Below are 19,252 nucleotides of genomic sequence, written 5' to 3'. Positions count from 1 at the left end.
GACGCGGCATTCTGTGAAATCTCTGGGAAGACGACCGCTACCGGGCGCAGCTCCGGCGAAGCGCGGTCGAGACCTCGTCGATCGCGCGGTCCAGGAACGAGCAGTAGACGTCGGGATCCGGCATCGCCGACGCCGCCGATGTCACGCTGACGGTCACGGCGTCGCCGATGCCGTGGACTCCGTGCGTGAGGCCCATGATCGGAGACAGCGCGGGGAAGCCGGCGGTGAAACGAACCGGTCCGCCACCGACCTCGAGGTCCGCGGCACCACGCGCGACGCTCGACAGGACCGTGTTTCCGGTGACCGTGTCCGGAACGGCGGTGGCGTCGAACTGGCGGACACCCCAGTGCAGCAGTACAGCGGGAACGGCTTCGGATGCGAGCGACTGAGCCTCGGCTGCGGGATGGGCTGCGCGGCGACGACGAGCCTGCAGTGACTCGGAGATGGCGTGCGCTCGGGCGGCGAGATCGGTGATGTCGGGGCGTAGGTCCACTCCGGCATTGCCGAAGTGGTTGCGCGCCCGGCGTTCACCGTGCTTGCCTAGTGTCGCCTCGGCACCGAGCTCGGGAGGTACCGGGTCTCCGTGGTGTGCGAGATAGCGTTCCAGGGCGAGTGATATCGCGGTTGCGGCACCGACCGTGACGCTGATGCCCGGGGCGGTGAAATCGCTGCGATCACGAACGAGGCATCGCACGGACGTGCGGCCCGCCGGTGCGACGTTGACTCGGATCCTGGGCCTACCCGGCGCAGGAGCGGGGACGGTTCCCGCGGCGGTGTCGGCTGCCAGCTGTCGTTCGAGATCGTGTGCGCGAGTGGCTCTTCGGAAGAATTCGCGCGGGCCGATTCGGGTCCGGTCGGCGATGGGGGCCGGCGCGGACCGGTCGTCCCCGAAGAGTCTTCGGGCCAGGCTCGACGCGACACGGCCGTCGCCGAACGCATGTGAGATCTGCAGTATCGCAACGAGTGCCGGGCCGTCGCACCGCGGGGCGCCGGTGACGCCACCGACAAGGTGCAGACGCCAGACGGATCCGTGGGGGTCGAGCTGATCGGTGAATGCCTCGGCAACGGTGTCGAGGCAGTCCCTCCACGTGCGGCCGGTCTCCCGGATGTGTACGAGGTCCGTTGTGTCGGGTGCCCGACGAAGACTCGGATAGCGAAGCGAGAGTGGGAAATCGACGATCCGCATACCGAGGTCGCTGATCTGTTCCGCGCGGCGCAGCAGTTCTTCGCGGACGGACTCCGCAGGCGAGTCGGTGTCGAAGCAGTACAACAGAAATTGATCGTTGGGAATCTTCGCGGACATCCAGTACGTCTGGGCATCGGTGGGATGCAGACGAACGGTCACCTGCCGAGACCAGCTGCGGCAGGTGACCGGTGCGTGGACGACGTGAGAGTCGTCAGGCTACGTTCACCAGCCCGACAGTCGGGAAGAAGAAGCAGCTCTTGTCGCTACCGTCGACTGCCTTGTGGTTCACGGTGCCGAAGACCGCGGCGAGTACGGTGCCGGCGCCGGTCTCGACCGGGACGGCCCGCGCGCCTGCAGCGGGCAGCACGGCGAGTGCGTCGGTCAGTGGTCCGCGAACCAATTCCTTGACGGCCGGGTTGACGTCGAGGTTGTCCAGAATCGACTGCACCAGCGTCGATGTCGCGCCGCCGAAGTCCGCGAAGCCGCCCTTCAGAGTGTTGACGTTGAACCACGCCACCTGCATGCCGCTCTTGTCGCCGGAATCGTCGACGATGCCTGCCGGAACGAATGCAAACAGTGTCTCTCCGGCCTCGGCCGCATTGAGTGCCGGCAGCGGGACGGGCGAGGGGATGGTCAGGTTGGGCCACGGGCCTGCGGCCCCGCCGGCCACACCGGGCACGATGCCGAGCGGTGCGCCGGGCGCGGCGGCGCAGTTGATTGCAGCCGTCGGGTAGAAGAACGGCGTGATGCCGACTTCAGTCAGAATGCCGTTCACCGTGTCGAGTGCAGCGAGCGGATTGGCGCCGGTCGGTTCGGCGACCTCCGTGCGAGTCGCCGCGATGGCGTCGGCAGCAGCCTGGGACACGGCATCGAGAGCTGCGGGTGCAGGCGACGCGGGGCCGGGATCGGCCGCCGCGGTCGCGGGAACCGCGAGTAGAGCCGCGCACGACAATGCGACGGTTCCCGCTAAACGGCTGAGGCGACGAGACATATGTGACTCCTGGGACTCATGAGGTCAAAGTTACGAATGGGGTGATAGGACCACAATTCTTACGAAGTTCTCAAGCCCAGGAGTTCACGGTTATGCAATTGCAACGTCCGCCTACGCGGAGTTCGGTGCGTCAGCTTGCGTTGATTCCGTAGTCACGCACAATGCCGGCGAGACCGGAGGCATAACCCTGGCCGATAGCTCGGAACTTCCATTCCTGGCCGCGGCGGTACAGCTCGCCGAACACCATCGCGGTCTCGGTGGAGGCGTCTTCGGTCAGGTCGAATCGCGCGAGTTCACGACCGTCGGCCCGGTCCACGACACGAATGAATGCATTGATGACCTGGCCGAAACTCTGCCCCAACGCGTCGGCGTCGTGGATGGATACCGGAAAGACGATGGAATCGATCTGCGGGGACAGTGCGACGAGGTCGATGTCGATCGACTCGTCGTCGCCCTCACCTTCACCGGTGCGGTTGTCGCCGGTGTGCTCGATGGCGCCGTCGGGGGAACGGAGATTGTTGTAGAAGACGAAGAACTGATCGCCCGCGGACTTCTTGTCCGCGCCGAGTCCGATGGCGCTGGCGTCGAGGTCGAAATCCCCGCCCGTCGTGCTGCGCACATCCCAGCCCAATCCGATGGTCACGGCAGTCAGGTTCGGGGCTTCCTTCGACAGCGATACGTTTCCGCCCTTGGCCAGGGTGACGCCCATTCACTTACTCCTTCATTCGTAGATGAATTGCCTGCTCTCCACAGTAGGTGGTGAAGAGAGGGGAGGGTGTGACTAGCGATGCTGGAGTGATTGTGGTGAAATACCGAAACCGAAAAAGTTATCAGGGCGGCCGGCGTGCGCGTCGGCGACACGCCGAGCGAAACTATCGATCTGGGGACTTACGTGCACGTATCGCGTCGAGACTTGTTCAAGTACGCCGCTGTGGGATCGGCGGCCGCCGTCGGTCTGGCCGCAGTGTCCACCCAGGCGGCACGCGCCGACGGGCTGGGGACGTTGATCGATTACTCGGGCGGGGTTCCGTCGCCGGAGTCCATCCGCGCTGCCGGGCACCTGGGCGCGATCAGATACGTGTCGGACCGTAGGCCGGGAGCCGAATGGATGCTCGGCAAGCCCATGAAGCGTGACGAGGCGGACGCCCTCACCGAGGCAGGCCTCGAAGTGGTGTCCAACTACCAGTTCGGTAAGGGCGAAACCTCGGACTGGAAGGGCGGATTCGCGGCCGGCGTCAAGCATGCGAAGCGCGGCCTCGAACTGCACCGAGCAGCAGGGGGACCGGAGAATCGCCCGATCTACGTCTCCATCGACGACAACCCAACCGCGGTGCAGTTCGCGACCCTGATCGCGCCGTACATCCTGGGCTGGGAATCGATCGTCGGCCCGGAGAACACCGGCATCTACGCCAATTCACCCACGATCGAACTGGCGTCCATCGCCGGGCTCGGTCAGTGGTACTGGCAGCACAACTGGGGCACTCCGAAAGGATTCCGCCACCCGGCTGCGCATTTGCATCAGGTTCAGATCGACAAAGCGAAAATCGACGGAATCGGCATCGACCTGAATGTAATTCTGAAGCCCGATTACGGCCAGTGGTCGTTGGCCTGAACCGGAAAGAATTCCGCAATGAATCTCATCGATGTCATTTATTCGATCGCGGCGTATTTCTATCAGCTTTTCTCGGATTCGCTCGGCTCCTGATTCGCTGTCGTTCTTCCGAACAGCAGAATCAACGACACGACTGCCAATGCTGCGACCGCCGCAGAGAACACGACACCTGCGGTGACCAGACCCCACGCCGTCGCTGCAGCACCTGCGCCGATGACGGGGACAGAAATGGCGATGTAGAGGACGACGAACAGCGTCGACGTCACCTCGGCGCGGCGGTCCGGGGGTAGTTCCTCGGTCACCGCCGCCAATCCCTTGCTGAACGTGATGCCCTGACCGATGCCGCACACCACCGCGGCGACCAACAGTACGGGCAGGGATGCGGTGGCCAGAGCCAGGCACAGAGCGCCGACGCCGACGATCAGCGTGATGCACCCACCGCGTAGTGCGACGGTGGTGTCGAGACCGCGCAGGGCGATCTGCGCGGCCGCCGACGACGCGAACGTCACGAAGACGACGGCGCCGACGACGGCGTGGTTCTGCACTCCCAGAATCTGCGTGACGAAGCCGGGGGAGACGCCCGTGAACAGCCCGAGAACGGCGAAGCCGGCGAACCCACCGATCGATGCCCGGACGAACGTGGCCCGGACCGGGCCGGGCACGGACAATCTCTGCATGTGCGGACGCGCTCCGGGCAGCACGGTCACCGGCTCCGGAATCAGGAACACGGCGACGCCTGCGACCGCCAGCAGGACGAGGTTCACGACGAACGTCAGCTGCGTCGGCTCGGGGAGGTACTCGACCAGCAGTCCCGCCACGAGCGGTCCGAGCCCGAGTCCGCCGATGTTCGCTGCCGTGGCTATCGCGGGAGCCCGGGACTTCCACGTCGAGGCGCTCGAACCCTCAGGCCGCGGACGTGGAGCGGGAGCCAGTTCCACCAGGGTGACCGTGGCCGTGCCGACGAAGATGCCCGCGGACAGGCCGGACAGGACACGTCCGACGAGAAGGGCAGCGAGGGACCCGGCGAAGACGAACACCAGTGCGCTGGCGATGCCGAGCGCAATGCCTGCAAGCAGGAGCGGGCGCCTACCCAGCGAATCGGACCAACGTCCGAACGCCAGGAGGGCGGCCAGGACGCCGAGCGCGTACGCCGCGAAGATCACGGTCACGACGAACACCGAGAACCCGAACTCGGCCTGGTACAGCGAGTACACCGGGGTGGGCATCGTCGTGCCCATCATCGCGATCGTGAACGCATAGGTGATCGCTACGAATGCAACAGGTTTGCTCACCAGCAAACCTTAGTGGGTAATGCCGGCCAGGGAACGACCAGGCTCGGTCGATCAGGGAACGAACACGGTCCCGATGGTCGGCAGGAATCCGCACGTGCGTGCCGGAGCGGCCGGATCTTCCTTGGACTGCGTCGTGATGGAACCCGAGACGACGGCGAGCACGCGGCCGGGACCGGTGTCGGCGATAGCCGAGACGGTGGCCGGTCCGTCCGGGTTGATGTTCGATGCCCCGGTGAGTTCCGTGGTGCCTGTTCGACGGTTGTCGAGGTTAAGCCACGTGACCGTCAGCGGAGCTTCCTGGACCTGCGCGATGGGCGCGGTGCCGAGCGCGGTGAAGACGAAACCTGCCTGGCCGGCGGGCGGACCGGGAGGGGGCAGCGTTGCCGGGCCGGGTACTGCGAGTGCTGTGCCGACCGAGTCCGCGCTGTCGGAGATGCATCCCTTACCGATGGTGGGGTACAGGAACTGCGCGATGACCGGACCGTCCGCGGGAGGAAGCTCCGGGCCACCGCCGCCGGAACCGTCGAGGAACGTGATGACTCGCTCGAGGGTGGACTTGACCTGATCCGGCAGAGCCGAGTTCTCGAGGAGCGCGCGCGCCTGGGCGAGAAGATCCGCCTGAGGTGCGGCGGCGACATCCGTCGGACCGGCTGCAGCGCCGAGAATGGCCGGCGCGAACGAGGCGAGGGCTTCGATCTGTGCGTAATCGGGAAGCGGCTGATCCGGAGTAGGGAGGAAGAAGGGAGGTACCTGCGTCTCGGGAGTCGGGGACTCGGGAGCGGCGGGGGCCTGCAGTGCAGGTTCGGCCGATGCGGTGGCCGGCACTGCCAGCGCGGCAGCGATTGTCACAGCCACTGCGGTGACGGTCCTGCGCGTTACCCCGTTACGAAGCACTTGATTTCCCCATCCTCATCGAAAGCGGGCCGTGGAACTGTTGCTGGCTCGAGGGGTCACTCTATGTATACGGCCCATCGTTGTACAGCCGATGCCGATGCCAGACTGCCACCGTAGATTAGCCTGTTACAGAAGTGAATAGTGTTACTGGTGATGAAACTGTTATTTGTGACAACCCAACACGAGGCCGCGGAATTGTTGTGAACGGCTGTTTCGGAACCGGATCCGGCGCCCTATAGGCTCAGGCGTCAATCGCGGTCGAATCGAACGGGAGCAGTTACTTCAGTGAACCCCCCGCCCCGTCTGTCGATCCTCCGGCTCGCACCTCTCCTGCTGGCTGTGTCGGTGATCGCGCGTCTCGTCTGGGCGTTCGCAACCGAGAACGGCATGAACCTCGTCGACCTGCACGTCTACGTCGACGGATCCGCGGCGCTGCTGCGGGACGACCTCTACGACTTCACGTATTCCGAAGAGACTCCGGACTTTCCGCTTCCGTTCACGTATCCGCCGTTCGCGGCACTCGTGTTCTTCCCGCTGCACTACCTGCCCTTCACGTTCGTCGGCGTGTGCTGGCAGCTCGCGACGATGGCCGCACTGTTCCTGCTGATCAAGCTCGCACTCGAGATGATCCTCGGCGACGACGCGGCAACCGTGCGACCCGCCATGGCGTGGACCGCGCTGGCTCTGTGGACCGAACCGGTACGCACCACGCTCGACTACGGGCAGGTCAACGTCTTCCTCGCCCTGGGGGCCGTGCTCGCGGTACGCAGCTCCAGATGGTGGGTCGCAGGCGGCATCGTCGGTTTCGTCGCCGGCATCAAGCTGACGCCCGCGATCACCGGACTGTTCTTCCTCGCCACCCGACGATGGAAGGCCGCTGCATTCTCGGCCGTCGCGTTCGGGGCGACTGTCGCCGTCAGTTACGCGGTCCTCGGACACCAGGCGGGCACGTACTTCACGACTCTGCTGGGCGACGCCGACCGCATCGGTCCCGTCGGATCGGTGTGGAACCAGTCGCTCCGAGGGGCGATGAGCCGCATCGCGGGATACGACGTCGAATCGTCCGTCGCCTGGATCGCCGGCGTACTGGTGATCGCTGCCCTCGCGGTCGCTGCGTGGCGGGCGCTGCCCCCCGGTGACCTCCTCGGCACGCTGATCATCGTCCAACTGCTCGGGCTCGCCGTCTCGCCCATCTCCTGGTCCCATCACTGGGTCTGGGTCATGCCGATGCTCGTGTGGTTGCTGCACGGCCCCGACCGCCGACGAATCGGAACCCGCATCGTCGCCGGATACTGGCTGCTCACGACGCTCGTCGGAGTGCCGTGGATACTCAGCTTCTTTCAGGAATCGATCTGGCTGGTCTCCCGGCCCGGAGTGCTCGCCTGGTTCGGTGCCGTCGACATCGTCGGAATCGTGCTTGTCTACGGCTGGGTCGTCTACCTCGGTCGAGATCGCCTGCGCGAGCAGTTGCTCAGTCTTCGGGCAGCAAGGCGTCGATCCGATGCGCCAGATCCACATCCTTCTGCGTGAGCCCGCCCGCCGAATGCGTCGACAGAGCGAACGTCAGCTTGCGCCATCGAATGTCGATGTCCGGGTGATGGTCGGCGGCCTCCGCGGCAGCCGCCACACTGGAGACGAACTCGATCGCGGACGGGAAGGTCGGAAGTTCGACGGTGCGGACGATCGACGAGTCCACCCGTCGCCACTGGGGGAGGGCGCGAAGGGCGTCGTCGACATCGGAATCGGAGAGTAGGTCGTCCATGACTGACGATGGTGGCACGAAGAAGCGTCTCGTGGTGGCAGGAGCGATCGTCTCCGACGGATTGTTGCTGCTCGCGCAGCGCTCGCGGCCCGCCGAACTCGCCGGCCTGTGGGAGCTTCCCGGCGGGAAAGTGGAGCCGGGCGAAACCCCCGAGGCGGCGTTGGCGCGCGAGCTGCGTGAGGAACTGGGCGTCGAGACCGCCGTAGGCCATGCGTTGACCGGTGATGTCGGTCTGGCCGAAGGCCGTGTGCTCCGCGCCTACCGTGTCGAGCTGATCTCCGGTAACCCGGTACCGCTCGATCACTCCGCGCTTCGCTGGGTGGATGCGTCGGCGCTGTCCACAATGGACCTCGTCGACGCCGATCGCGCCTGGGTCCCCGAATTGAGTGCCTTTCTCAGGCAGCCCGGGCCTTCTTGAGGCCCTTCTTCAAGTCCTTGCCGGTGGCGCCAGCATCTTCGAGTTTCTTCATACGCATGATGACGACGGGGCACTTCAAGCACCGTGTTTTCTTGCGGCAACACTTCTTCTTGGGCTTCAGACCCGAGATGTCCTTGGCCTTGACCTTGCCCATTTTGGTGGCTCCGCTTTGCTCGACTCGAAGGTGAATTCCTACCCAACAGTACTGCGTGGTGCAGGTCACCCTGTGCGAGCGGGTAAACTCGATCGGTCGCGAGAACCTCGCGGTGCAGCGCGCTTCTCTAGCGACATAAGCCCGCTAGCGAACAAGAGCCCGCATTCGACCCAGGAGAATTTTTCGCGTGAGCGCCCCAAGCAGTGCAGACAACATCGACAGCACCACAACCTTCCGCAACGTAGCCATCGTTGCACACGTCGACCACGGCAAGACCACGCTGGTCGACGCCATGCTGCGGCAGTCGGGAGCGTTCGAGGAACGCGCCGAACTCGTGGACCGAGTCATGGACTCCGGTGACCTCGAGAAAGAAAAAGGCATCACCATCCTGGCGAAGAACACCGCCGTTCACCGCCACAACCCGGACGGCACCATCACCGTCATCAACGTCATCGACACCCCCGGCCACGCCGACTTCGGTGGAGAGGTCGAACGCGGCCTCTCGATGGTCGACGGCGTCGTCCTGCTCGTCGACGCGTCCGAAGGCCCATTGCCGCAGACGCGCTTCGTGCTCCGCAAGGCGCTCGCCGCGTCGCTGCCCGTCATCCTGGTCGTGAACAAGACCGACCGTCCCGACGCGCGCATCGAAGAGGTCGTCTCCGAGAGCCACGACCTGCTGCTGGATCTGGCGTCGGACCTCGACGACGAAGCGTCCGAGGCAGCCGAGCTCGCCCTCGACCTTCCCGTTCTGTACGCCTCCGGCCGTGAGGGCAAGGCATCGAAGGTGCAGCCCGAGAACGGCAGCGCACCGGACGCCGAGAACCTCGACGAACTGTTCGACGTCCTCCTCAACTACGTTCCCGCGCCCAAGGGCAACGTCGACGCGCCGCTCCAGGCGCACGTCACCAACCTCGACGCGTCGGCCTTCCTCGGCCGCCTCGCGCTCGTCCGTATCCACAACGGCACGCTCAGCAAGGGCCAGACCGTCAGCTGGATGCGTGAAGTCGACGGCGAGCCCGTCGTCCAGAAGACCAAGGTCACCGAGCTGCTCAACACCATCGGTGTCGAGCGCGTCCCCGGCGAGAAGGGTGTCGCGGGCGACATCGTCGCTGTGGCCGGTTTCCCGGACATCATGATCGGTGACACCCTGGCCGACCTGGAGAACCCGGTCGCCCTTCCCCGCATCACCGTCGACCAGCCGGCCATCTCGGTCACCATCGGCACCAACACGAGCCCGCTCGTGGGACGCGTCAGCGGCCACAAGCTCACCGCTCGCATGGTCAAGAGCCGTCTGGATTCCGAGCTCGTCGGCAACGTCTCGCTCAAGGTCCTCGACATCGGTCGTCCCGACGCCTGGGAGGTGCAGGGTCGTGGTGAGCTCGCCCTCGCCATCCTCGTCGAGCAGATGCGCCGCGAAGGCTTCGAACTGACCGTCGGCAAGCCCCAGGTGGTCACCCGCCAGGTCGACGGCAAGATCCACGAGCCCTTCGAGGAGCTCACCATCGACACCCCCGAGGAATTCCTCGGCAGCGTCACCCAGCTCCTCGCGGCACGCAAGGGCAAGATGGTGCAGATGACGAACCACGGCGCAGGCTGGGTTCGGATGGAGTTCATCGTCCCGTCGCGAGGCCTGATCGGTTTCCGCACCGACTTCCTCACCGACACCCGCGGCACCGGTATCGCCAACGCCGTCTTCCACGGCTACGCACCGTGGGCAGGCGAGATCCGTGCGCGCCACACCGGCTCGCTCGTCTCGGACCGCAGCGGAAGCGTCACCCCGTTCGCCATGATTCAGCTGGCCGACCGCGGAACGTTCTTCGTCGAGCCCGGCGCGGACACCTACGAGGGCATGGTCGTGGGTATCAACCCGCGTCAGGAAGACCTCGACATCAACGTGACCCGCGAGAAGAAGCTGACCAACATGCGTCAGTCCTCCGCCGACGTCATGGAGACCCTGGCCAAGCCGAAGAAGCTGGACCTGGAAATGGCCATGGAGTTCTGTGCAGGCGACGAGTGCGTCGAGGTGACCCCCGAGGTCGTTCGCGTCCGCAAGGTGCACCTCGACTCCAACGAGCGCGCTCGCGAGCGTTCGCGTAGCAAGTCCCGCGACAAGGCTGCTCTGTAATCAGCCTGTTTCGGTAAATTCTGGGCTGATATCTCCGGTTCGAGCGTGGTGACCCTGCAGAGGGCCACCACGCTCGTGACAGGAGTGGAGCTCGAGGAGTGGACAGGTGCTGTGACGACGAAGGAGCGGCCATAGTGCGGCGGACGAAGAGTGGCATTGCAGTCGCAGCCATTGCACTGGCGTTGGCAGCCTGCACGGCCAATCCGCCGCCTCCCGTCGAGAGCGAACCCACTCCCGAGACCACGACGACCACTCCGGCGCCGACCGAAACCGGCGATCGGGTGGTCGTGGCCATCGACGACGTGGGGATCGGTTTCAATCCCCACCTGCTCTCGGATCAGTCGCCGGCCAATTCTGCTGTCAGTTCCCTCGTCCTACCGAGCCCCTTTCGTCCGATCGCCGATCCGAACGATCCGGCGAGCACCGTCTGGGCTCTGGATTCGACTGTCCTCGTGTCGGCCGAGGTGACGTCGCAGAACCCGTTCACGGTCAGATACCAGCTGCGCAACGATGCACAGTGGTCCGACAGTGCGCCGATCGCCGCCGAGGACTTCAGATACCTGTGGCAGCAGATGATCTCGCAGCCAGGCGTCGTCGATCCCGCTGGATACGCGCTGATCGAGGACGTCGCCTCGTCCGGTGGAGGCAAGACCGTCGACGTCACCCTGTCTCAGCCGTACCCGAACTGGCAGCGACTGTTCACCGACCTGCTGCCGAGTCATCTGCTCAAGGACTCGCCCGGCGGCTTCGAGACCGGCCTCAGCGACAACGTTCCCGTCTCCGGCAGTCAGTTCAACATCAAGTCCATCGACCGTGGGCGCGACGAAATCCTGCTCGAGCGCAACGACCGCTATTGGGGTGAGCCCGCCCTGCCGTTCCAGATTCTGCTTCGCCGGGGCGGAACTCCGGCTCAGCTCGCGGATTCGCTGCGTTCGGGCGACGCACAAGCTGCGCAGGTCCGAGCAGGAACGGCTACGGAAGCGCAACTGTCGGCAATCCCCGGTATTCGCACCGGCATTCGGTTCCAACCCCGCGTTCTGGATCTGACGCTGAACGGGCGCACGCCCGTGCTGGCCGACCCGGTCGTGCGGCGAGGGATGCTGGGTCTGCTCGACTCCTCGCTGTTGTCCACCGTGGCAGCAGGATCCGGATCTGCCGATCATCCTGCCCGTGCGCATCTGACCTCTCCGTCGGACACGCGCTACGACGCCACCGCGCCGGCTCCGATCTCTCGCGAGGCCGCGGTGACGCTGCTGGAACAGGCCGGGTACGTTCCCTTGGCCGACGGGTCTTTCGGAAAAGCCGGTGTGCCTCTCGATTTCGTGATCGGTGCCGTGGAGAACGACACGGTGTCGATCGCCGTCGCGAACACCGCGGCGGACCAGCTGTCCGGCGCAGGAATCAAGGCAACGGTCACTGCGCTGCCTGCGGAGGAGTTGTACAGCACCGCTCTGACCGACAGCGAGGTCGACGCGATCGTCGGGTGGTCCGCGGCCGGAGTGGATCCGGCAACCGTCATGGCGTCTCGATTCGGTTGCCCGGCAACGCAGACCGACGCGCCCGCGCAAGTGGAGACCGAGGGCGACGACGCGCCTCTGCCGTCACCGAGCAATCTGTCCGGGCTGTGTGTGCCGGAGCTCGAAGGCTCGGTGGACCGCGCGCTTCGAGGGGAACTACCGGTCGACCGCCTCGTCGCCGAAGCCGAGCCGAAGCTCTGGGAGTTGGCCGCGGTGCTCCCGATCATGCAGGATTCTTCCGTCGTCGCAGCGGGCACCGGCGTGGAAGGTGCGTCGTTGACCGGTCCCATCGAAACGGGGATCTTCGGCGACGCATCGAAATGGGTGAGGACACCGACCAAGTGAAACTGCTACTCGTTCACGCACATCCGGACGACGAGACCATCACCACCGGAGGCACCATCGCGCGTTACGCGCGAGCAGGCGTGGAAGTGACGGTCCTGACGTGCTCGCTCGGCGAGGAGGGCGAGGTCATCGGAGACACGTGGGCACACCTCGTGGTCGACGAAGCGAACCAGCTCGGTGGATACCGCATCCTCGAATTGGACAGGGCGCTGGCAGTTCTCGGTGCACAGCCTCCGAGATTCCTCGGTGGAGCAGGGAAGTACCGCGACTCGGGAATGGCCGGAACGGCGGCGGCGGCCAATCCGCGGGCGTTCGTCAACGCGAATCGAGACGAGGCGCTCGAAGCGATGCTGTCGGTGGTACGCAGTGTGCAGCCGGACGTGATCGTCGGCTACGACCCGGAGGGCGGCTACGGTCACCCGGATCACCAGCAGGTGCATTCTCTGGTGACGGAAGCGTTCGACCTGGCGGGAACGGACCACTATCCGGACGCGGGTGCGCCCTGCACGCCGAGGAAGTTCTACTGGACCGTCACCGGCGAGAAGCAGCTGCACGACGGTATCGACGCGATCGGCGAGGTGCCCGACGGTTGGAGGATGCCGGAGGACGGTGAACTCCCCTCGGTTCCGGAGAGTGTCGTGACGACGTCGATCGATGTGCGTGAGGTCTTCGACCTCAAGCGTGATGCCCTGCGTGCCCACGCCACTCAGGTGACCGTGGCGCCGTCGGGTGTCGAGTACGCGCTGTCCAACAACATCGTGCAACCCATCCTCGCCGACGAGCAGTACGTGCTGGTCCGCGGCGAGCCGGCGGACCTCGATTCGTCGGGTAGGGAAACGGATCTGTTCGCCGGCGTACTAGGATATGGCGTGAATCACTAATTTGATTGCATTTGGGGTGGGTCACACATGTACAACTGGATCGTGCAGGACGCCATAGTCGCGTTCGTCAACTCGCTCATGCCGGACTTTCCGCGGCAGGAAATGCTCTACCAGCAGGGACTGACCGATATCGCGTCGGCGCTGAGCAACCTACTGACCTCGTTGGGATACCCGCCGGTCTCCTGATCGATCTCGATACGTCAGTATTGGACGCATGATCTCGAAGGCCGCATCCAATGCTGTCGTCCTCGTGTCGAGGGCAACTCTCGCAGTACTGATCTTCGACGGTTTTCTGTGCGGCGTTCTGTCGATCCTGTTTCTTCCCACCTACCTCGGCTCGGTGCCGTTCCCGGTGAGTGCGCTCCTTGCCGGGGCTGCGAACGTTGCGTTGCTGTTCGCGGCCCGCAAGGTCGCCGAGGAACCGGTTGCCGTCGCGTCGCCGCTGATCGCGTGGTTCGTGGCCGTCCTGCTGTGCATGTTCGGTGGCCCCGGCGGAGACGTCCTGCTCCTGGCGGACTGGCGCACGGCGGTACTGCTTCTCGGCGGACTCGTTCCACCGGGTGTCCTGCTGTTCAGCTGGAGGCTGCAACGCCTCACAGCAGCCCCGCATGCTCACCCGCATCCCGGAGCACATTCTCGATCATCGTCGGGGTCAGCCTCCCGGTGAACGTGTTCTGCTGGCTGACGTGGTAGCTGCCGAACAAGCGGACGCCGTCGAGTTGGACGTGCACGCCGTGCCCGAACTTCGGCCGCGGTCGCGGGACTTCCCACCCGTTTCGTTCGAGCATCGGCAACAGTGATTGCCAGCCGAAGCCGCCGAGGACGACGATCGATCGCAGTGTCGGCTTCAGCAGGCGCAGTTCGATATCCAGCCACTTCTGGCACCGGTCACGCTCGGTGACCGTCGGCTTGTTGTCCGGGGGAGCACAGTGCACGGGAGCCGTGATCCGTATACCTCGTAGCTCGAGGCCGTCACCGATATGGGTCGACGTGGGCTGGTTGGCCAGCCCGACGGCGTGCAGCGCCGCGTAGAGAAAATCTCCGCTTCGGTCGCCGGTGAACATGCGCCCGGTGCGATTGGCTCCGTGAGCTGCGGGCGCGAGCCCGACTATCAGAACGCGTGCATCCGCCGGCCCGAATCCAGGGACCGCTCTGCCCCAGTAGGTTTCGTCGCGGAACGCCGCCCGCTTCTCGACGGCCACCTTTTCACGCCAGTTCACCAGGCGTCGGCAGGCCCTGCACTGCGATACCGCCGCGTCGAGCTGAGGAATGTCTCGTGGGGTCATCGAGCCCACTTGTCACCGGCTCCCGGAGTCACCGCCTCGACGAGTGACCACGCCTGGTCGACGGGTACGTCGAGGATTTCGTAGTGCCCGACACCTGCGGGAGTCGCGGCGACGATGGTCGCGACCCCGGCGCGGCGCTGGAAGAAGCTCTGGCGCACGGTCCACCCGATGATTCCTGCAGCCTCGAGGCTGTGGCGCTTGCGATCCAGCGAACCGTGCTGCGTGATCAGCCAACCCGGTAGAACGGCGTGGCCGAGACCCCGACAGCGGTCCCAGGCAACCAGGAGTGCGCCGACGAACAGAACGGCCAGTGCGGCCCAGACGAGGATGGGGATCGGTGCACCTGCGTACTCCGCGACGCCGACGCCTGCTGCGACGACGGCGACAGGTAGCACCGCCCGTGTGTAACGCCGACGCTGTGCAGCCGGGCCGTGCACCACCAAAGGTTTTCTGGCGTCCCCGTGAAGTCCCGCGTCACCGAGGACGACGGTCATCATTCGTCTGGCTTCGACAGCGGGAGCCTGGGGGAGCAGCAGTGACGACTCCTTCTTCTCCGCACTGACACCGGTCATGATGGCGTCGAGCTTCGCGCCTTTCGCGACCCGCAGCAGCAGCGGCTCGGACAGTGACGTCCCGCGCAGACGTTTACGGTCCAGTGTCGTCGACCGGGTCCTCAGCAGTCCGTGTGCGACGTGCAGTCGAGTGCCGTCGTCGGTGACCGTCAGGTTGCCGTACGCGATCAGGTAGCGGACGCAGGCGAACACGCTCGCTATCGCCAGCAGGACGAGGAGTCCGACCACGATCACCACTGCGATCCCGAATCGCTCGGCGGAGTCGATGCTGTCGGTGACGACCGAGGACTCGGTGATCGTTTCCGCGAATCCGTACTGGAACAGGACACCGATCGCCGCGGCGATGGTGACGACGCCGGTGAACGAGAACGGTGCATAGCGCACCCACGACGTCCGCCAGTGCGCGATCTCGTTCTCTGCCGGTGGCGCTTCGTTCGGAGAGTCCGGTCGTCTCGTGACTCGCTCGAGCAGCTCTTCGCGCAGGGCAGGTACGACCTTCGAGTCGAGTGCGTTCAGCTCGAACTTCTCACCCTTGCCCGCCTGCTGACCCGTGCCGATGCGCAGGATCGACAGACCGAGCACGCGGTGGAGCACACCGGCCTCGATGTCCACGGACCGAATGCGGCTGCGCGGCACCGACAGGAGCTTCTTCTGAAAAACGCCGGTACGCAGCTGCACGTGCACCGGGCCGATTCGGTAACTCGTGGTGAACCAGCGCAGAATCGCGAACACGACGACCACCGCGACGATGATCAAGCCCCACAGATGATTGCCGCTCTGACTACCGACGATGAACGACACCAGCAGGACCGGCAGAACCTTCACTGCCTCGTTGACCGGATGCACCAGCAGCATCCGCTTGTCGAGCCGCAACCACGGTTGCTGCTCTTCCTCGGCGAGAAGTTCGTTGCTCATGTGGCGTCGCCCAACGTCCGTCCCGCGATGTCGGTCAGCTGTGCGACGGTCTTGTCTGCAACCTCCTTGTCGAGGGCCGTGATCTTGACAGCACCCGCGGAGGACGCCGTCGTCACCGTCACCGTCGACAACCCGAGCAGGCGATCGATCGGACCACGCTCGGTGTCCACTGTCTGCACCCGGCTGATCGGGGCGACACGTCGCTCCTGGTTGAACCACCCCGTGCGGGTGTAGACCGCGGTGTCGCTGATCTCCCAGCGGTGCACTCGATACCGCCAGATCGGCGTCACCACGATGTCCAGTACCGCGAGCACAACCGACACCCCGAACACCGTGACGTGCGGCCACGTCGTCCACGTATCAACGACCACCGCCCACACGACCTGTGCAACGAACACCGGAATCCAGATCAACGTCGCATTGATCGCCCACAACTGCTTGGCACGGGGACTCGGACGCCACGCCGGGTCGGTCATCGTGATCATGCCTACAGACCCTATCCGCACACCCTGGCCGCGCGGGTTGTAGCGGGAGCGCGGGTTGCAACCTGCGCGGTGGAACAGAACGTGCGCGGGGAGCGTGGTGACGAGGGATGTTGCGCCGAGCACGTTTGCAGCGGGAAACCCCTGCAGGGTGATCCGGTCGTTGTCGTGACGATTCACCCGCGAAGCGGTCCCGGTGGCACGTCCGTGTGTCGGAGGAGCATGATCGACTGGTGACTATGTTGCCCGATCCCGTTTCCGTGCCGTCCGCAACAGAGAAAGCTTCCGCAGCCGAGAAAGCTCCTGCACCGTCCGCTATGCGTCGGGTGCTCCGGCGCGCGCGTGACGGTGTCAGCCTGAACGTCGACGAAGCCACTGTGCTGCTGCATGCTCGCGGTGACGACTTGGTGGACCTGATGGCGTCGGCGTCTCGGGTTCGCGACGCCGGTCTTCTTGCGGCCCGGCGGGAAGCCACCGTCAGTTATTCGCGCAAGGTGTTCGTGCCGATCACGCGGTTGTGCCGGGACAAGTGCCATTACTGCACGTTCGTGACGGTCCCGGGAAAGCTGAAGGCAGAAGGCCACGGGCTGTTCATGGATCCCGACGAGATCGTCGAGGTCGCTCGGCAGGGTGCGGCATTGGGCTGCAAGGAGGCGTTGTTCACGCTCGGTGATCGTCCCGAGGAGCGGTGGCCGGAGGCGAAGGAATGGCTCGATTCGCGTGGCTACGACTCGACGTTGGATTACGTGCGTGCCATGGCGATCAAGGTGCTCGAGGAGACCGGTCTTCTGCCGCACCTGAATCCGGGTGTGATGTCGTGGCAGGAACTCTCGCGTCTCAAGCCTGTCGCGCCGTCGATGGGCATGATGCTCGAGACCACGTCCCGTCGGTTGTTCGAGGAGAAGGGGCAGGCGCATTACGGCAGCCCCGACAAGGATCCCGAGGTGCGCTTGCGCACGCTGACCGACGCGGGCCGGTTGAACATTCCGTTCACCACGGGAATCCTCGTGGGAATCGGCGAGACCATCCGTGACCGCGCGGAGTCGATCATGGCAATCCGCAAGGTGCACAAGGCGTTCGGGCATGTGCAGGAAATCATCGTGCAGAACTTCCTCGCCAAGCCGGACACCGCGATGCGCCAGGCGCCGAATGCCGGCATGGAAGAGTTCCTCGCGACCATCGCGGTGACCCGGATCCTGCTGGGGCCGGCCATGCGAATTCAGGCTCCGCCCAACCTCGTCGAGGCAGCAGAGACGGCTGCGTTGCTGGGCGCGGGCGTCGACGACTGGGGCGGTGTGTCACCGTTGACGCCGGACCACGTCAATCCTGAGCGGCCGTGGCCGAATCTGGACACCCTCGCCGAGCTGAGCCAGGCCGCGGGATACACCCTCGTCGAGCGGACCGCGGCGCAGCCGCAGTACATCCTCGCCGGCGCGCCCTGGATCGATCCGAGGATCTCCGCGCACGTCAAGGCGCTGGCCGACCCCGAGACCGGGATGGCGCGCGAAGGCGTCATCCCGGAAGGGCAGCCGTGGCAGGAGCCGGACGAGGAGTGGGAATCGTCGGGACGTGTCGACCTGAACACCGAGATCGACACCGAAGGCCGAAACACCGACACTCGAAGCGATCTCGCGAACGCGTTCGGTGACTGGGAGTCGATCCGTGAGCAGGTTCGTGACCTGGCGGGCCTCGAGCGGGTCGACCGAGACCTGGTGTCGGCGTTGAATGCGGCGGAGAAAGACCCGGCAGGGCTGTCGGACGAGCAGTATCTCGCGTTGGCGACGGCCGAGGGCCCTGGCATGGATGCCGTTGCGGCGTTGGCCGACGATCTACGCAAGCAGGTCAACGGAGACACCGTCACCTACGTCGTCAACCGGAACATCAACTTCACCAACATCTGCTACACCGGTTGCCGATTCTGCGCGTTCGCGCAACGTAAGGGCGACGCCGACGCCTTCACGCTGTCGACGTCCGAAGTAGCCGATCGTGCATGGGAGGCACACGTCGCGGGGGCGAGCGAGGTGTGCATGCAGGGCGGCATCGATCCGGAGTTGCCGGTCACCGGCTACGCGGATCTGGTGCGTGCGGTGAAGGAGCGGGTGCCGTCGATGCATGTGCACGCGTTCTCTCCGATGGAAATCGTCAACGGGGCCTCGCGCGGCGGTCAATCGATCCGTGAGTGGCTGACGGAACTCCGGGCGGCAGGCCTGGACACCATCCCCGGCACCGCCGCCGAGATTCTCGACGACGAGGTCCGCTGGGTGTTGACCAAGGGCAAGTTGCCTGCAGCCGAGTGGATCGAGGTCGTCACCACCGCCCACGAAGTGGGACTGCGCTCGAGCTCGACGATGATGTACGGGCACGTGGACAACCCGTCGCACTGGGTCGGACACATGAACGTGCTCAAGAAGATTCAAGACAAGACCGGGGGATTCACGGAATTCGTGCCGCTGCCGTTCGTGCACCAGTCCTCGCCGTTGTACTTGGCGGGTGCGTCGCGTCCCGGCCCGACAAATCGGGACAACCGCGCTGTTCATGCGTTGGCGCGCATCATGCTGCACGGACGGATCGACTCCATCCAGACGTCCTGGGTCAAGCTCGGGATCACGGGAACTCAGGTGATGCTGAACGGCGGAGCCAACGACCTCGGCGGAACGCTGATGGAGGAGACCATCTCGCGGATGGCGGGCAGCCAGAACGGGTCGGAGAAGACCGTCGCCGAGTTGCACGAGATCGCTAACGGCATCGGGCGCCAGGCACGCGAGCGCACGACGACCTACGAACTCGTCGACCGTGTCCCTGCCGTGGAGCTGGTCTGAC

Annotated in this window: 19 protein-coding genes; 9 read left to right on the top strand and 10 right to left on the bottom strand. The window is 65.2% G+C overall.

All coding sequences use genetic code 11. The annotated features are described in order from the left end of the window. Positions 1–37: 37 nt before the first annotated feature. The 3 genes from BH95_RS13145 to BH95_RS13135 form a co-directional block, all read right to left on the bottom strand. The gene (locus BH95_RS13145; RefSeq protein WP_033188041.1) at positions 38–1,345 is read right to left on the bottom strand and encodes a WS/DGAT domain-containing protein; all 1,308 of its coding nucleotides are present in this window, start codon (positions 1,343–1,345) and stop codon (positions 38–40) included. Between the two features lie 52 nt (positions 1,346–1,397). Further along, entirely contained in the window at positions 1,398–2,177 is a 780-nt protein-coding gene (locus BH95_RS13140; RefSeq protein ID WP_019665435.1) for a hypothetical protein, read from the bottom strand. A 130-nt stretch (positions 2,178–2,307) separates the two neighbouring features. Next, the gene (locus BH95_RS13135) at positions 2,308–2,886 is read right to left on the bottom strand and encodes a TerD family protein (RefSeq protein ID WP_019665434.1); all 579 of its coding nucleotides are present in this window, start codon (positions 2,884–2,886) and stop codon (positions 2,308–2,310) included. A gap of 135 nt (positions 2,887–3,021) precedes the next feature. On the opposite strand from BH95_RS13135, the gene BH95_RS13130 reads away from it, so the two are divergent. After that, the gene (locus tag BH95_RS13130) at positions 3,022–3,789 is read left to right on the top strand and encodes a DUF1906 domain-containing protein (protein ID WP_019665433.1); all 768 of its coding nucleotides are present in this window, start codon (positions 3,022–3,024) and stop codon (positions 3,787–3,789) included. Between the two features lie 62 nt (positions 3,790–3,851). Here the strand turns inward: BH95_RS13130 and BH95_RS13125 are convergent, their stop codons facing one another. Continuing rightward, positions 3,852–5,081, bottom strand: a complete 1,230-nt coding sequence (locus BH95_RS13125) for an MFS transporter (protein ID WP_037182663.1) — start codon at positions 5,079–5,081, stop codon at positions 3,852–3,854. Positions 5,082–5,132: 51 nt separating this feature from the next. After that, complete coding sequence (locus BH95_RS13120) at positions 5,133–5,975, bottom strand: Rv1157c family protein (RefSeq protein ID WP_442981367.1); 843 nt, start codon at positions 5,973–5,975, stop codon at positions 5,133–5,135. 285 nt (positions 5,976–6,260) lie between these two features. On the opposite strand from BH95_RS13120, the gene BH95_RS13115 reads away from it, so the two are divergent. Continuing rightward, a complete protein-coding gene (locus BH95_RS13115; protein ID WP_019665430.1) occupies positions 6,261–7,505 on the top strand; it encodes a mannosyltransferase in 1,245 nt (414 codons plus the stop codon). Here the strand turns inward: BH95_RS13115 and BH95_RS13110 are convergent. Next, positions 7,447–7,737 carry a 4a-hydroxytetrahydrobiopterin dehydratase gene (locus tag BH95_RS13110; protein ID WP_019665429.1) on the bottom strand — a complete coding sequence of 97 codons (291 nt, stop codon included), beginning with the start codon at positions 7,735–7,737 and terminating at the stop codon, positions 7,447–7,449. The two genes, BH95_RS13115 and BH95_RS13110, sit on opposite strands and share 59 nt — an antisense overlap. On the opposite strand from BH95_RS13110, the gene BH95_RS13105 reads away from it, so the two are divergent. After that, a complete protein-coding gene (locus tag BH95_RS13105) occupies positions 7,736–8,155 on the top strand; it encodes a (deoxy)nucleoside triphosphate pyrophosphohydrolase (protein ID WP_052060061.1) in 420 nt (139 codons plus the stop codon). The genes BH95_RS13110 and BH95_RS13105 overlap by 2 nt on opposite strands. Here BH95_RS13105 and BH95_RS29075 read toward each other — a convergent pair. After that, the gene (locus BH95_RS29075; protein ID WP_019665427.1) at positions 8,133–8,309 is read right to left on the bottom strand and encodes a hypothetical protein; all 177 of its coding nucleotides are present in this window, start codon (positions 8,307–8,309) and stop codon (positions 8,133–8,135) included. The two genes, BH95_RS13105 and BH95_RS29075, sit on opposite strands and share 23 nt — an antisense overlap. 187 nt (positions 8,310–8,496) lie before the next feature. On the opposite strand from BH95_RS29075, the gene typA reads away from it, so the two are divergent. From typA to BH95_RS13085, 5 genes are all read left to right on the top strand, one after another. Then, positions 8,497–10,434 carry a translational GTPase TypA gene (gene typA, locus BH95_RS13100; protein ID WP_020112613.1) on the top strand — a complete coding sequence of 646 codons (1,938 nt, stop codon included), beginning with the start codon at positions 8,497–8,499 and terminating at the stop codon, positions 10,432–10,434. Between the two features lie 134 nt (positions 10,435–10,568). Next, positions 10,569–12,296, top strand: a complete 1,728-nt coding sequence (locus BH95_RS13095; protein WP_037182661.1) for an ABC transporter family substrate-binding protein — start codon at positions 10,569–10,571, stop codon at positions 12,294–12,296. Beyond that, entirely contained in the window at positions 12,272–13,177 is a 906-nt protein-coding gene (gene mshB, locus BH95_RS13090; RefSeq protein WP_020112612.1) for an N-acetyl-1-D-myo-inositol-2-amino-2-deoxy-alpha-D-glucopyranoside deacetylase, read from the top strand. Before BH95_RS13095 ends, mshB begins: the two co-directional genes overlap by 25 nt. A gap of 27 nt (positions 13,178–13,204) precedes the next feature. Then, a complete protein-coding gene (locus BH95_RS29070; RefSeq protein WP_019665422.1) occupies positions 13,205–13,363 on the top strand; it encodes a hypothetical protein in 159 nt (52 codons plus the stop codon). A gap of 28 nt (positions 13,364–13,391) precedes the next feature. Next, positions 13,392–13,844 (top strand): hypothetical protein, encoded by a 453-nt coding sequence (locus tag BH95_RS13085; RefSeq protein ID WP_019665421.1) that lies wholly within the window; start codon positions 13,392–13,394, stop codon positions 13,842–13,844. On the opposite strand, the gene BH95_RS13080 is transcribed toward BH95_RS13085, so the two are convergent. The 3 genes from BH95_RS13080 to BH95_RS13070 are packed head-to-tail and all read right to left on the bottom strand — an operon-like array spanning position 13,771 to position 16,435. Continuing rightward, the gene (locus BH95_RS13080) at positions 13,771–14,463 is read right to left on the bottom strand and encodes a uracil-DNA glycosylase (protein ID WP_208601171.1); all 693 of its coding nucleotides are present in this window, start codon (positions 14,461–14,463) and stop codon (positions 13,771–13,773) included. The two genes, BH95_RS13085 and BH95_RS13080, sit on opposite strands and share 74 nt — an antisense overlap. Further along, positions 14,460–15,950, bottom strand: coding sequence for a PH domain-containing protein (locus tag BH95_RS13075; protein WP_020112611.1), 1,491 nt, complete (start codon positions 15,948–15,950; stop codon positions 14,460–14,462). The genes BH95_RS13080 and BH95_RS13075 overlap by 4 nt, the downstream gene beginning before the upstream one ends. Next, positions 15,947–16,435, bottom strand: a complete 489-nt coding sequence (locus tag BH95_RS13070; RefSeq protein WP_019665418.1) for a PH domain-containing protein — start codon at positions 16,433–16,435, stop codon at positions 15,947–15,949. The genes BH95_RS13075 and BH95_RS13070 overlap by 4 nt, the downstream gene beginning before the upstream one ends. A gap of 236 nt (positions 16,436–16,671) precedes the next feature. On the opposite strand from BH95_RS13070, the gene BH95_RS13065 reads away from it, so the two are divergent. After that, on the top strand, positions 16,672–19,251 hold the full coding sequence (locus BH95_RS13065; RefSeq protein WP_052060060.1) for a bifunctional FO biosynthesis protein CofGH: 2,580 nt from the start codon (positions 16,672–16,674) through the stop codon (positions 19,249–19,251). Position 19,252 lies beyond the last annotated feature (1 nt).

The sequence above is a fragment of the Rhodococcoides fascians A44A genome, from assembly GCF_000760735.1.
Lineage (GTDB): Bacteria > Actinomycetota > Actinomycetes > Mycobacteriales > Mycobacteriaceae > Rhodococcoides > Rhodococcoides fascians_E.
Note: the sequence above shows the minus strand (reverse complement) of the source record. Positions and strands in the feature narration are given on the sequence as shown.

What these genes read in the sequence shown, in the direction of transcription:
- BH95_RS13140 (WP_019665435.1), bottom strand. Translation starts at nt 2,177, where the DNA reads ATGTCTCGTCGCCTCAGCCGTTTAGCGGGAACCGTCGCATTGTCGTGC.
- BH95_RS13135 (WP_019665434.1), bottom strand. Translation starts at nt 2,886, where the DNA reads ATGGGCGTCACCCTGGCCAAGGGCGGAAACGTATCGCTGTCGAAGGAA.
- BH95_RS13105 (WP_052060061.1), top strand. Translation starts at nt 7,736, where the DNA reads ATGACTGACGATGGTGGCACGAAGAAGCGTCTCGTGGTGGCAGGAGCG.
- BH95_RS13110 (WP_019665429.1), bottom strand. Translation starts at nt 7,737, where the DNA reads ATGGACGACCTACTCTCCGATTCCGATGTCGACGACGCCCTTCGCGCC.
- BH95_RS29075 (WP_019665427.1), bottom strand. Translation starts at nt 8,309, where the DNA reads ATGGGCAAGGTCAAGGCCAAGGACATCTCGGGTCTGAAGCCCAAGAAG.
- mshB (WP_020112612.1), top strand. Translation starts at nt 12,272, where the DNA reads ATGGGTGAGGACACCGACCAAGTGAAACTGCTACTCGTTCACGCACAT.
- BH95_RS29070 (WP_019665422.1), top strand. Translation starts at nt 13,205, where the DNA reads ATGTACAACTGGATCGTGCAGGACGCCATAGTCGCGTTCGTCAACTCG.
- BH95_RS13085 (WP_019665421.1), top strand. Translation starts at nt 13,392, where the DNA reads ATGATCTCGAAGGCCGCATCCAATGCTGTCGTCCTCGTGTCGAGGGCA.
- BH95_RS13080 (WP_208601171.1), bottom strand. Translation starts at nt 14,463, where the DNA reads ATGACCCCACGAGACATTCCTCAGCTCGACGCGGCGGTATCGCAGTGC.
- BH95_RS13075 (WP_020112611.1), bottom strand. Translation starts at nt 15,950, where the DNA reads ATGAGCAACGAACTTCTCGCCGAGGAAGAGCAGCAACCGTGGTTGCGG.
- BH95_RS13070 (WP_019665418.1), bottom strand. Translation starts at nt 16,435, where the DNA reads ATGATCACGATGACCGACCCGGCGTGGCGTCCGAGTCCCCGTGCCAAG.
- BH95_RS13065 (WP_052060060.1), top strand. Translation starts at nt 16,672, where the DNA reads ATGTTGCCCGATCCCGTTTCCGTGCCGTCCGCAACAGAGAAAGCTTCC.